The organism is Paraconexibacter antarcticus (assembly GCF_024220175.1).
Lineage (GTDB): Bacteria > Actinomycetota > Thermoleophilia > Solirubrobacterales > Solirubrobacteraceae > Paraconexibacter > Paraconexibacter antarcticus.
Genome location: NZ_CP098502.1, coordinates 678332 through 691528 on the forward strand (window position 1 = coordinate 678332; position 13197 = coordinate 691528).

Sequence of the window (13197 nt, forward strand, 5' to 3'; positions counted from 1 at the left end):
CCGTGCCCTGCCGCACCGGGAGAGCGGCGACGCGCCAGCTCGTGAGACGAACGGCGTCCGCGCGTGTCGCAACCGGCATGAAGCGACTTCTCACCATGACCCTCCTCCCGCTCGGCGCTGCCGGGGTGCTTGCGTTCGGCGCCGGCGGCGTGCTCGCCGACGAGGGCGCGCACGAGGACGACGTCGCCTGCGTGGCGACGACCAACGGCACCGCGCCGACGACCACCGGCGACGACCACGGCGCCGACACCCGCGCGATCACCGCGACGGCGGCGGACGACCACGGCACGAGCGGTGACGATCACGTCGACGGGACGAGCGGCGACGACCACGTCCAGGGTCAGGCCGGCGACGACGACATCAACGGCGACCAGGGCGACGACGACCTCTGCGGCGACGACGGCAACGACCACCTCAAGGGCGGCGCCGGCAACGACAACCTCACGGGCGGCAACGGCAACGACGACATCGAGGGCCAGTCGGGCGCCGACCACGAGTTCGGCGACGCGGGCGACGACATCGTGGACGGCAACGCGGGCAACGACGTCATCGTCGGCGGCGCGGGTCGCGACCACCTGAACGGCGGCGCGGGCAACGACCGCATCAACGCCCGTGACGGCCGCAAGGACGTCGTCACCTGCGGCACCGGCAGCGACACCGTGAAGGCCGACAAGGCCGACGTCGTCGCGAAGAGCTGCGAGCACGTCTCGCGCCGCTAGCCCCCAGGACCCACCCACACCCACACCCACCGCCACCCCAGCCCCGCAGGACCGCGCCGGCGGGTGAACGGACATCCGGCGGGCCGTGAGCCCGCGGAGCCTCCGTTCACCTCCCGGCGCGGGGCCGGACGCGCCGCGTCGGACCGGGACTCCCCATCCCGGTCCGACCGCGTGTACAAACCCCGCCTCGTGATGTTGGACCGCCGCGTGTAGATCGCCGCAGCGTCGTCCAGCACCATGGGTGTCGCCCTAGGGTTCCGCCGTCGCACACCGCGACGGGTCTGGTCCGAGAGGGCAGGCGAGGCACCGTACATAGCCCCGCTGACACGGAGGGACAAAAGCCCGGGAGACATTTCGTCTGCCGGGCATTTCGCGTTTTCAGGGGGTTTTCCCATGCAGCTCCACGGCCGTACCGCACTGATCGTCATCGATGTCCAGAAGGGCGAGACCGCTCCCTCGATGGACGGCGGGATCCCGATCATGGCTGGGGGCGCGGAGCGCCACGAGCGCATCCGGGCCATCATCGCCGCGGCCCGTGCGGCCGGTGTGCCGCCGGTCTTCATCCAGGAGGTCCACAAGCCGTCGCTCGTCGACTTCGGCCGCGAGCTCGACGGCACCGAGGGCGTGCACTGCGTCGAGGGGGACGTCCTCACTGAGCTCGCCGAGGGCGTCGGCCCGGAGGGCGACGAATACCTCATCCGCAAGCGGCGCTACTCGGCCTTCTACGCGACCGAGCTCGAGCTCATCCTCAAGTCCTACAAGGCCGAGACGCTCATCCTGCTCGGCGCGCTGACCGACGTCTGCGTCCATTACACGTTCGCCGACGCGCACCAGGGCGACTACCACTGCCGCGTCGTCACCGACTGCGTCGGGGGATCCTCGCAGGCGGCGCACGACGCGTCGCTCAACGCGATGGCCTACCTCCAGCGCGACGCGCTCGTGACGAGCGACGACGTCCTCCTCACGCTCCGCACCCTCGCCCCCGAGCACGCCTGCGTGGAACCGGCGGCCGCGGCCCGCGACGAGGCGGCGGCGTGAAGACCGCAGCTCTCCCAAGCCTGGGCGAAGGAGCCGCAGGCGAGTTCGCCCGGCGGATGTCCGACGCGAGCGAGCCGCCAGGCGAGCTGGCGTTGGACATCCGCGACCTCCACGTCACCTTCAAGGCCCACGGCGGCGACGTGCACGCCGTCCGCGGCGCGACGCTCCAGGTCGCCCCGGGGGAGATCGTCGGCCTCGTCGGCGAGTCCGGCTCGGGCAAGTCGGTCCTCGGGCTCGCCGCGCTCGGGCTGCTGCCGGCCGACCCGCCGCCGGTGGCGTCCGGGCAGGTCCTCCTCGACGGCGTCGACATGCTCACGGCGAGCGAGGCCGAGCGCCGCACCCGTCGCGGCGTCGCGATCGGTGCCGTCTTCCAGGACCCGATGAGCTCGCTGAACCCGTCGATGCGCATCGGCCGCCAGGTCGGCGAGGCCGCGCGTACCGACGACGACGCGGTCATCCATCAGCTCCTGGCTCACACCGGCATCCCCGAGCCGGAGAACAAGGCGCGCGCCTTCCCGCACGAGCTCTCCGGCGGCCTGCGCCAGCGCGTCATGATCGCGATGGCGCTCGCCCGTCACCCGCGGCTCATCGTCGCCGACGAGCCGACGACCGCCCTCGACGTCACCGTCCAGGCACGCGTCCTCGACCTCCTCGCCGCGGCCGCCCGCGAGCGCGACGTCGCCCTGCTCCTCGTCACCCACGACCTCGGTGTCGCCGCCCGCGTCTGCGACCGCATCGCCGTCGCCTACGCCGGGCGCATCGTGGAGACCGGCCCCGCCGCCGAGGTCCTCGGCGCGCCGCGCCACCCGTACACCGTCGGCCTCCTCGCGAGCCGCCCGCGCCTGGACGGCACGATCGCCGGCGGCGACCTGCCGACCCTGCCCGGCCGCCCGCCGGACCCGCGCACGCCGCCCGCCGGCTGCGCCTTCGCGCCGCGCTGCCCCGCGGCGGACCCGGTCTGCGCGACGACGACGCCGGTCCACCTGACCGACACGCATCGCGACGAGTGCCACCACCCCGGTGTCCTCGGCCGCTGGCCGGAGGGCGGCCCGCACGTCTCCCAGCCGAGCCGCCTGCTGCTCGTCGCCCCGACCCCGGCCGACGCGCCGGCGATGATCCCGGCGGTCCCGCCGGAGCCCGCGCTCGTCGTCGCCGACGTGACGAAGGCGTTCGCCCGCCCGAAGAAGCACCTCTTCGCCTCACGGCCCGAGCCGCTGATGGCCGTCGACGGCGTGTCGCTCACCATCCCGGCGGGCGGCTCGCTCGCGCTCGTCGGCGAGTCGGGCTCGGGCAAGTCGACGCTCCTGCGCATGGTCGTCGGCCTCCACGCCCCGACGAGCGGCACGGTCACGATCGGGACGGGCGCGCCGCCGCAGATGATCTTCCAGGACGCCGGCGCGTCCCTCACGCCGTGGCTGCCGGTCGGCGAGCTCATCGGCGAGCGGCTCGCCGCGCTCGGCGTCCCGAAGGACGAGCGCAAGGCCCGGGTCGACGCCGTGCTGGAGGCGGTCGGCCTGCCCGCCGAGGCCGCGTCCGCCGTCCCCCGCAAGCTCTCCGGCGGCCAGCGCCAGCGCGCCGCCATCGCCCGCGCGATCGCCGTCCCGCCCGCGCTGCTCGCCTGCGACGAGCCGGTCTCCGCCCTCGACGTGAGCCTCGCCGCCCAGGTGCTGAACCTCCTCTGCCACCTGCGCCAGACGCTCGGCATCGCGCTGCTCTTCGTCACCCACGACCTCGCCGCCGCCCGCGCCGTCGCCGACGACGTCGCCGTCATGCAGCGCGGGAAGATCGTCGAGCACGCCCCGGCCGAGCAGCTCTTCACGAGCCCCCGGCACGAGTACACGCAGGAGCTCCTCGCCGCCGTCCCCGAGATCGGCGCGGTGGCCTGAGATGAGCACCGTCACCCCCACGCTCCCGCCGGCCTCCGCGTCGCCGCCGAGCGGCCTCGCCCGCGCCCGCCGCCGTCTCGGCCGCACGGAGGCCGATGCGGCGGCGGCCGCCCTCGCCGCGCCCGGAGGCCTCCGCAAGGTCCTCGCGCCCGTCGTGATCATCACGCTGCTCGCGCTCCTCGCCCCGCTCGCGGCGCCCCACGGAAGCCTCGACATCGTGGCCGCCGGCCCGCTGCACAAGCCGTCCTTCGGCAACCTCCTCGGCACCGACGAGATCGGGCGCGACGTGTTCTCCCGCGTCCTCTACGGCATCCGCTCGAGTTGGCTCGCGGCGGTCGGCGTCATCGTCGTCGGCGCGGCCTTCGGCTCGCTGGTGGGGGCGCTGGCCGGGGCCTTCGGCGGCTGGACGGACACGATCCTCATGCGGCTGACGGACCTCTTCCTCGCGCTGCCGGCCCCGGTCCTCGCGATCGCCGTCATCGCCTCGCTCGGGCCGAGCCTCATGCACACGCTGCTCGCGCTGAGCATCGTGTGGTGGCCGTGGTACGCGCGGATCGTCCGCGGCGAGGTCCGCGCGCTCGCCGCCCGTCCGCACGCCGAGGCCGCGCGGCTGGCCGGCGTCTCGCGCTCGCGCCTCGTCCGCCGCCACCTGCTGCCCGGCGCGATCACGCCCGTCGTCGTGACGATGTCGCTCGACGTCGGCAACCTCATCCTGTCGCTCGCCGGCCTGTCGTTCATCGGCCTCGGCGCACCCGCCCCCGCGGCCGAGCTCGGCGCCATGAGCGCCCGCGGCCTGGACTACCTCTTCGGCCACCCCTGGGTGCCGATCGCCCCCGCCGCCGCCGTCGCGCTCCTCGCGCTCACGGCAAACCTCCTCGGCGACCACGTCAACCGCACCCTCGACCAAAGGACGACCCGATGACCACCGTCTCCCGACCCCGACTGCTCCTCGCCGGAGCGGCCGCGCTCGCGCTGGCCGTCACCGGCTGCGGGGCCAAGACGAAGGACGAGGCCGCGACGGCCGCCGGCACGAGCACCGCCGCCGGCGGCAGCGACGTCCTCACGATCCCCTACCTCGCCGACATGAGCGTCCCGGACCCGGACGTCTTCTACGACATCGAGGGCAACTCGGTCATCCTCAACACCTACCAGGGGCTCGTGAAGTACGCCCCGGACTCGACGACGATCGTCGGCGCGCTCGCGCAGTCGTTCACGGAGTCCAAGGACCGCCTGACCTACACGTTCAAGCTCAAGCCCGGGGTGACGTTCCACTCCGGCGCGAAGATGACGTCCGCCGACGTGAAGGCGTCCTTCGAGCGCCGCCTGAAGGTGAACCAGGCGCCCGCGTACATGCTCGCGAACGTCAAGACGATGAGCACGCCGGACCCGCTGACGTTCGTCGTGAAGCTCAAGTCGCCGGTCGACCCGTTCATGGCCTACATGGCGTCCTCGTGGGGTCCGAAGGTCATCGGCCCCGCCGCGCTGAAGACCCACGCCGGCAGTGACTTCGGGCAGAAGTGGATGCGCACGCACGAGGACGGCACCGGGCCCTTCGAGCTGACGTCCTTCCAGCGCGGGCGGCAGTACACGCTCACGCGCTACCCCGGCTACTACGGCGCCAAGCCGTTCTTCCGCGAGGTCGACATCAAGATCACGCCGGACATCGGGACCCAGCGCCTGGAGCTGCAGAACGGCGATCTCGACGCGGTCCTGCACTCCTTCCCCGCGTCCGAGCTCGCGTCGCTCCCGTCGAGCCTGCAGATCAAGCGCGAGAACTCCTTCCTGCGCCTGCTCATGTACGTCAACACGAACAAGGCGCCGTTCAACGATCCGGCGGTGCGCCGCGGGCTGCGCAGCGCACTGGACATCGACCAGCTCGTGACCCAGGCCTACAGCGACACGGCGACGAAGTCGGTCGGCCCGTACCCGACCGCGCTGCTCAGCGGTCAGCCGGCGCTGCCGTACAAGCCGGACCCGGCGGCGGCGAAGGCCGCGGCGTCCAAGGCGTCGACGAAGTCGATCGTCATGGCCTACACCGCGGACGAGTCGGGCGTGCAGCGCCGCGTCTCCGAGACGCTGCAGGCGCAGCTCACCCAGGCCGGCTACAAGGTGACGCTGAAGGAGGTCCAGCTCCCGCAGACCTACGCGTACATCAAGGATCTGAAGCACGCCCCGGACCTGCTGCTGGCGACGAACACGCCGGACGCGGCGCACCCCGACACGTGGGCGCGGATCCTCTTCCAGTCCAAGGGCGGCCTGAACTTCCTCGGCTACTCGAACCCGGCGCTGGACAAGGCGCTCGACGACGCGCTGCCGGCGACCCCGGCGCAGGCGGACGCGGACTACCGCAAGGTCGGCCAGCAGATCATCGGCTCGGACTCGCTGTTCTTCCTCGGTGACGTGAAGGACGTCTTCGTCCTGAAGAAGGGGCTGACCGGCGTGTCGCACGTGCCGGCCTACCCCTGGACCGTCGACTACGCGGACCTGAAGCGGTAGCACGATGTCCACGGTCATCGGCCGCCGCCTCGTCGCGCTCGTCGCGGTCCTGCTCGGGCTGTCGGTGATCGTGTTCGCGCTGCAGGCGCTCATCCCCTCGGACCCCGCTCGTGCCATCGTCGGCGCGAGCGCGTCCCCCGCGGTCGTCGCGGCGAAGTCGCACGAGCTCGGCTACGACAAGCCGCTGCCGACGCAGTTCGCGAAGTTCCTCGGGCGGATGGTGCACGGGAACCTCCAGGACTCGCTGCGGACCCGCAACCCGGTGGCGGACGACCTGCGGACGTTCGCCCCCGCGACGCTCGAGCTCGCGCTCGTCTCCGCGATGCTCGCGGCGGCGCTCGGCGTCGGGCTCGGCCTCCTGCTGACGAGCGGGTGGCGGGCGGCCCGGGCGGCGCGCCTGATCCTCATCGGGGGCGCGTCGGTGCCGAGCTTCCTCGTCGCGCTGCTGGCGATCCTCCTCTTCTACTCGGCGCTCCACCTGCTGCCCGCGTCCGGGCGGGTGGACGACAAGTTCATCATCACCGACGGGCCGACGCGGCTGCTGCTCGTCGACTCGCTGCTGCACGGCCAGCCGAACGTCTTCTTCGACGCGCTCAAGCACCTCGTCATGCCGGCCTTCACGCTCGCGCTCGTGCCGGCGCTCGCGATCGCCCGCACGCTCGACGCGTCGCTCACCCAGGTCATGCGGGAGGACTACGTCCGCACCGCGCGGTCCAAGGGGCTGAAGGAGCGGACCGTCGTCCTGAAGCACGCGCTGCGCAACGCGGCGGGCCCGACGTTCACGATGGGCGGCCTGCAGTTCGGGCTCATGCTCGGCGGCGTCGTGGTCGTCGAGCAGATCTTCGCGTGGCCCGGGCTCGGCCTCTACCTCGACCAGTCGATCGGGTACTCGGACTTCCCCGCGATCACGGGGACGACGATCCTCCTCGGCACCGCGTACGTCGTCGTCAACTTCGCCGTCGACCTCGCGCAGGCGTGGGCCGACCCGCGGATCCGGGAGGTCTGATGCGCCCCCACGAGTGGTTCCACGTCCAGCCCCTCGCCGCGGGGGTCTGGCAGCTCACCGAGCCCGGGCACGTCGCGATGTGGCTCGTCGTCGGGCCGGGCCGCGCGGTCCTCATCGACACCGGTTGCGGCCTTGCGCCGCTGCGGCCGCTCGTCGACGAGCTCGCCGGCGGCGTGCCGGTCACCGTCGCCCAGACGCACCATCACATGGACCACGTCGGCGGCTCGCACGAGTTCACCGAGGTGCTCATCCACCCGGCCGGTGTCGAGGGCCTCGCCGCGGGCGTGCCCGCCGACCGGCTCGCCGGGTACCGCGAGTACGCGCTCGCGCAGGAGGAGGCGGCGGCCGCGTACGCCGACCTCGACGACCGCTTCTTCCACCTCCTGCGCGACGAGTACCGCCCGCGCCCGCTGCCGGCCGCGCTGCGCGACGGCACGTGGTCCATCGCCCCCGTCACCGCGACCGGCACGCTCGAGGAGGGCGACGTCCTGGACCTCGGCGGCGGCCGCTCGCTCGCGGTCATGCACACGCCCGGCCACTCGCCCGCCGACCTCTCCTTCGAGCTCGTCGGCGAGGGCCTGCTCTTCGGCGGGGACACGGTGAACACCGGCCCGGTCTACGTGCAGAACCCGGACTCGTCGCTCACGCTCCTGCGCGGCTCACTCGCCCGCCTCGCCGACCGTGCGCCCGCACTCACGCGGGTCTTCTGCAGCCACTTCATGCGCACCGCGGTGCCGCCGTCCTACCTCCAGGCGCAGGTCGACGCGCTCGACGCGCTGCTCGCCGGGGAGATCGCCACGCGGCCCGCGGTCGACTGCGTCGGCACCGCGGTCGACGAGGCGGTCTTCGACGGCTTCTCGTTCTTCGTGCCGCGCGGCTGGACCGCACGGACCGCCGCAGCCCACGCCGAGGAGGCCGCCGCATGAACCTCGACACGACCCTCCCGCCGGCCGCGTCGCTCGCGCGCGTCCTCCCGCGCGGGACGGCGCTGACCCTCACCGACGTGCGCGGCGGCGGCAACGTCTCCACGCTCATGTACCGGGCCGACGACCCGCTCGAGCGCTACTGCATGCCGGACACGCTCAAGGCGCAGCACGTCTCGCGGGTGACGACGGGCACCGCGCTCTACTCGGACATGGGGCGCGTCATGGCGTCCGTCGTCGCCGACACGTGCGGCTGGCACGACACGATCTGCGGCCACCTCACCGACGCGATGGTGCGCGAGCGCTACGGCGAGGCGAGCTACCAGGACGTCCGCAACGCCTGGCGGCGCAGCGCGCGGCAGGCCTTCCTCGTCGAGCTCGCCAAGCACGGCCTCGGAGCCCGCGACCTCGTCGGCAACCTCAACCTCTTCAGCAAGGTCCAGGCCGAGCTCGACGGGAGGCTCGCCTTCGTCCCCGGCAACTCGCCGGCCGGGTCGAGCGTGACGCTGCGCTTCGAGCTCGACGTCCTGCTCGTCCTCGTGAACGTCCCGCACCCGCTCGACCCGTCGACGACGTGGGACCCCGGCGAGATCGCGCTGCACGCCGAGCCGGCCCCGCCCGCCGCGGCCGACGACCCGGTGCGCGTCGCCTGCCCCGAGAACGAGCGCGGGTTCATCGCCACCGAGATGGAGGTCCTCGCATGAGCACGCAGGAGCAGGCCGCGGCGACGGCCCTCGACCCCGCCACCGCCCGGCTCACGGTCGACGTCCCCGCCGGCCTCGGCTGGGGCCACGTCGTCGCCGCGGGGGAGACGCTGCGCATGGTCGACCTCCACGGCAATCAGGCGGTCGACACGCTCTTCTTCGACGCCCACGACCACGCGAACCGCTACTCGGCCGTCGACACGATCGCCGCGCAGGGGTCCGTCTACCTGACGGTCGGCTCGCGCCTGCTCGCGCTCGACGGGGCGCCGCTCGTGACGATGACCGTGGACACGTGCGGCCGCCACGACACGCTCGGCGGGGCCTGCTCGCAGGAGTCGAACATCGTGCGCTACGGCGAGCACACCCGGCACATGCACGCCTGCCGCAACACGTTCATCGCCGAGGCCCTCGCCTACGGCCACGGCCTCGAGAAGCGCGACCTCACGCACAACGTGAACTTCTTCATGAACGTGCCGCTGACGCCCGAGGGCGGCCTGCGCTTCGAGGACGGCATCTCCGCGCCGGGCAAGTACCTCGACCTGCGCGCGGACCGCGACACGCTCGTCCTCATCTCGAACTGCCCGCAGCTGAACAACCCGTGCAACGGCTACGACCCGACGCCGGTGCGGCTGCACGTCTGGGCGGCGACGTGAGCGACGCCGGGTCCATCTACGTCCTCACCCCGGGGACCTCGACGACGGTGCAGGACTGGCCCGGCCGCCTCGGCTACTGGGAGCCGGGGGTGCCGCCGTCCGGCCCGATGGACGACCGCTCCTTCCGCATCGGCAACCTCGTCGTCGGCAACCCCGAGGGGGCGGCGGGGCTGGAGGTGACGCTCTCGGGGCCGGCGCTCCGCTTCACGCGGGAGACCGTCGTCGCGGTGACGGGCGCGCCGCTCGCCGTGACCGTCGACGGCGCCGTCGTCCCGCAGTGGGCGCCCGTCACCGTCCCTGCCGGCGGTGAGCTGCGGCTCGGCGCGATCCGCGGCGTCGGCCTGCGCGCCTACGTCCTCGTCCGCGGCGGGCTCGACGGCACGGTGACGCTCGGCTCGCGCGCGGCGTTCGCGCCGGGCGGTCTCGGCGCGGCGGGCGGGCGGCCGCTGACCGCCGGCGCGCGCCTCGACGTCCTGCCCCTGGCCGACGACAACGCGCCCGTCGCCCGCGCCGCGCGGCCGCCCGCCTTCGCGAACACGTGGACGCTGCGCGTCGTCGCCGGCCCGCACGGCGCGCCCGACTTCTTCACGCCCGACGGCCTCGACCGCCTCTTCCGCACGCAGTGGCGCGTGCACCACCAGTCCGACCGCACGGGTGTCCGGCTCTCCGGCCCGGTGCCCGCGTTCGCGCGCACCGACGGCGGCGAGGCGGGCCTGCACCCGTCGAACATCCTCGACTCCGCGTACGGCGTCGGGACGATCATGCTCGCCGGGGACATGGCGGTCGTCGTCGGGCCGGACGGCCCCTCGCTCGGCGGCTTCACCGCGATCGGCCAGGTGATCAGCGCCGACCTCTGGTGCCTCGGCCAGGTGCGCGCGGGGGACGCGATCACGCTGCAGGTCGTCGACGCCGACACCGCCGCCCTCGCCCGGACCCGTGCCCGCGAGCAGGTGTCCGACCGCGACCCCGTCGTCGCCGTCGCCATTCCGCGGTACAGCCGCCGCGCCGTCGTCCTCGACGGGCCGCGCGAGGGCTCCGGCGGCCTCGTCACCTTCCGTCGCGCGGGCGAGCGCGCGCTGCTCGTCGAGTTCGGCGAGCCGGTCCTCGACCTGCGCTCCCGCGTCCGCGCGCACGCCCTCCAGGAGGTCGTCCGCGCCGCCGCCCTCCCGGCGGTCAGCGACCTCACGCCCGGGGTCCGCTCGCTCCACGTCCAGTACGACCCGGACGCCATCAGCGCCGCGTCCCTGCAGGCCGAGCTGTCGGCGCTCGAGGCCGCGCTGCCCGACCCGCACGAGCTCGAGATCCCGGGCCGCACCGTCCACCTGCCGCTCGCCTGGCGCCACGCCCAAGCCGAGCTCGCCGTCGAGCGCTACGCGACGACCGTCCGCCGCGACGCGCCGTGGTGCCCGGACAACATCGAGTTCATCCGCCGCATGAACGGCCTGCCCGACGAGGACGCGGTGCGTGAGATCGTCTTCGACGCGAGCTACCTCGTCCTCGGCCTCGGCGACGTCTACCTCGGCGCCCCCGTCGCCGTCCCCCTCGACCCCCGGCACCGCCTCGTGACGACGAAGTACAACCCCGCCCGCACCTGGACCCCCGCGAACGCCGTCGGCATCGGTGGCGCCTTCCTCTGCGTCTACGGCGTCGAGGGCCCCGGTGGCTATCAGCTCGTCGGGCGCACGGTCCCGATCTGGGACACCGCCGACGCCACGCCGTGGCAGCTGCGCCACTTTGACCAGCTGCGCTTCGAGCCGGTAGCCGAGGCGCGCCTGGAGGAGCTGCGCGGGCTGAGCGCCGCGGGGGAGTGGGCGCCACGTACCGAGCCGGCGACCTTCTCGCTCGCCGCGCACGCGCGCTTCCTCGACGAGCACGCCGACGACATCGCGGCCTTCCGCGCCCGGCGTGAGGTGGCCTTCGCGGCCGAGCGCCAGGCGTGGGCGGCGCCGGCGGCGGTGTCGGCATGACGATGCGCATCGCCGACCTCCTCGCCGCCTACCGCGCCGGCACGACCGACCCGTCCGCCGTCATGGCCGACGTCCTCGCGGCGGGGGACGCGGCCGCGGCGGCCGACACCCAGCAGCCGGTGTGGATCGCCCGGATCTGCGCCGAGGAGCTGCTCGCCCGGGCGGCGCGGCTCGACGGCGGCGACCGCTCGCTGCCGCTGTACGGCATCCCGTTCGCGGTGAAGGACAACATGGACGTCGCCGGCCTGCCGACGACCGCGGGCCTGCCCGGTGCGTCGCGCATCGCGACCGAGACGGCCCCGGTCGTGCAGGCGCTGCTCGACGCGGGCGCGCTGCTCGTCGGCAAGACGAACATGGACCAGCTCGCGACCGGGCTCGTCGGGACGCGCTCGCCGTACGGCGCCTGCTCGTCGGTCGCCGACCCCGCGTACATCAGCGGCGGCTCGTCGTCGGGGTCCGGCGTCGCCGTCGCGCTCGGGCTCTGCGCCTTCGCGCTCGGGACCGACACCGCGGGCTCGGGTCGCGTGCCCGCCGCCTTCAACGCCGTCGTCGGGCTCAAGCCGACCCGGGGCCTGCTGTCCACCCGTGGGGTCGTCCCGGCCTGCGCGTCGCTCGACTGCGTCTCGGTCTTCGCGGCGGACGCCGCGGACGCCGCCGCGGTCCTCGCCGTCGCGGCGTCGCCCGACGCACAGGACCCGTGGAGCCGCCCGGCGGCGCCGCCGACCCGTCCGCGCCGCGGCCTCGTCGCCGTCCCGCAGCCCGGGCAGCTGACCTTCCTCGACGACACCGCGCGCGCGGCCTGGGAGGGGGCGGTTGCGGTTGCGGCCGAGCGCTTCACGGTCGTCGAGGCCGACGTGCAGCCGTTGCTCGACGCCGCGTCGCTCCTCTACGACAGCTGGGTCGCCGAGCGGACGGCCGATCTGCTCGTGCTCATCGACGGCCCGGCCGGTGCCGACGGCCTGGACCCGACCGTCGCGGCGATCGTCCGCGGCGGTGCGGGCCGCACGGCGGTCGACGTCTTCGCCTCCTCCCACACGCTCGCAGCGTTGCGCCTGGCGGCGGCACCGATCTGGGAGGCGTGCGACGCGCTGCTGCTGCCGACGGTCTCCGGCCACCCGACGCACGCGGACGTCGCCGCCGACCCGGTGGGCGTGAACTCCGAGCTCGGCCGCTACACGAACTTCGTCAACCTCATGGACCTGTGCGCGGTGGCGGTGCCCGGCCCCGGCCGCGCCGACGGCCTGCCCGCCGGCGTCACGTTCCTCGCGCCCGCCTTCGGCGACACGCGGGTGCTCGAGCTCGCGGCGGCGTTCGCGGGGGAGACGCCGGACCCGGCGCGCTTCCCGCTCTCCGGCACCGTCCGCCTCGCCGTCGTCGGCGCGCACCTCAGCGGGCTGCCGCTGAACGCGCAGCTCACCGAGCGCGGGGCGCGCCTCGTCGGCCCCGCCCGGACCGCGCCCACGTACCGGCTCTACGCGCTGCCCGGCGACGGGCCGGTCTCCCGTCCCGGCCTCATCCGGACGTTCGACGACGGCGCGTCGATCGAGGCCGAGGTGTGGGAGCTCGCGCCGGCCGCGCTCGGCGAGCTGCTCGGCCTCATCCCCGCGCCGCTCGGCCTCGGCCGCGTCGAGCTCCAGGACGGCGCCCTGGTCACCGGCTTCGTCTGCGAGGGGCACGCCGTCCGCGGCGCGACCGACGTCACCGAGCACGGCGGCTGGCGCGCCTACCTCGCCGCGACGGCGGACCGCCCGGCGGCGACCGTGTTCCCGAGCGCGGCGGGGGACGCGTGAGCGCCGCTGTCCACC

11 protein-coding genes and 1 riboswitch are annotated in these 13197 nt (G+C 74.2%); all 11 genes read left to right on the plus strand.

Annotation, left to right across the window (positions count from 1 at the left end; translation table 11 throughout):
• Positions 1-95: 95 nt before the first annotated feature.
• The gene (locus NBH00_RS03310; RefSeq protein WP_254571932.1) at positions 96-719 is read left to right on the plus strand and encodes a calcium-binding protein; all 624 of its coding nucleotides are present in this window, start codon (positions 96-98) and stop codon (positions 717-719) included.
• 238 nt (positions 720-957) lie between these two features.
• A riboswitch (guanidine-I (ykkC/yxkD leader) is annotated at positions 958-1070 on the plus strand.
• 42 nt (positions 1071-1112) lie between these two features.
• Positions 1113-1757, plus strand: coding sequence for a cysteine hydrolase family protein (locus NBH00_RS03315; RefSeq protein ID WP_254571933.1), 645 nt, complete (start codon positions 1113-1115; stop codon positions 1755-1757).
• Between the two features lie 56 nt (positions 1758-1813).
• Positions 1814-3643 carry a dipeptide ABC transporter ATP-binding protein gene (locus tag NBH00_RS03320; RefSeq protein ID WP_254571934.1) on the plus strand — a complete coding sequence of 610 codons (1830 nt, stop codon included), beginning with the start codon at positions 1814-1816 and terminating at the stop codon, positions 3641-3643.
• A 1-nt stretch (position 3644) separates the two neighbouring features.
• Positions 3645-4565 carry an ABC transporter permease gene (locus NBH00_RS03325; RefSeq protein WP_254571935.1) on the plus strand — a complete coding sequence of 307 codons (921 nt, stop codon included), beginning with the start codon at positions 3645-3647 and terminating at the stop codon, positions 4563-4565.
• The gene (locus NBH00_RS03330) at positions 4562-6139 is read left to right on the plus strand and encodes an ABC transporter substrate-binding protein (RefSeq protein WP_254571936.1); all 1578 of its coding nucleotides are present in this window, start codon (positions 4562-4564) and stop codon (positions 6137-6139) included. Before NBH00_RS03325 ends, NBH00_RS03330 begins: the two co-directional genes overlap by 4 nt.
• A gap of 4 nt (positions 6140-6143) precedes the next feature.
• The gene (locus NBH00_RS03335) at positions 6144-7145 is read left to right on the plus strand and encodes an ABC transporter permease (RefSeq protein WP_254571937.1); all 1002 of its coding nucleotides are present in this window, start codon (positions 6144-6146) and stop codon (positions 7143-7145) included.
• Positions 7145-8071, plus strand: coding sequence for an MBL fold metallo-hydrolase (locus NBH00_RS03340; RefSeq protein ID WP_254571938.1), 927 nt, complete (start codon positions 7145-7147; stop codon positions 8069-8071). The genes NBH00_RS03335 and NBH00_RS03340 overlap by 1 nt, the downstream gene beginning before the upstream one ends.
• The gene (locus NBH00_RS03345; RefSeq protein WP_254571939.1) at positions 8068-8772 is read left to right on the plus strand and encodes an urea amidolyase associated protein UAAP1; all 705 of its coding nucleotides are present in this window, start codon (positions 8068-8070) and stop codon (positions 8770-8772) included. Before NBH00_RS03340 ends, NBH00_RS03345 begins: the two co-directional genes overlap by 4 nt.
• Complete coding sequence (locus NBH00_RS03350) at positions 8769-9425, plus strand: urea amidolyase associated protein UAAP2 (protein WP_254571940.1); 657 nt, start codon at positions 8769-8771, stop codon at positions 9423-9425. The genes NBH00_RS03345 and NBH00_RS03350 overlap by 4 nt, the downstream gene beginning before the upstream one ends.
• Positions 9422-11392, plus strand: a complete 1971-nt coding sequence (locus tag NBH00_RS03355; protein ID WP_254571941.1) for a 5-oxoprolinase/urea amidolyase family protein — start codon at positions 9422-9424, stop codon at positions 11390-11392. Before NBH00_RS03350 ends, NBH00_RS03355 begins: the two co-directional genes overlap by 4 nt.
• Positions 11389-13182 (plus strand): allophanate hydrolase, encoded by a 1794-nt coding sequence (gene atzF, locus NBH00_RS03360; protein ID WP_254571942.1) that lies wholly within the window; start codon positions 11389-11391, stop codon positions 13180-13182. The genes NBH00_RS03355 and atzF overlap by 4 nt, the downstream gene beginning before the upstream one ends.
• The last annotated feature ends 15 nt before the right edge of the window (positions 13183-13197 follow it).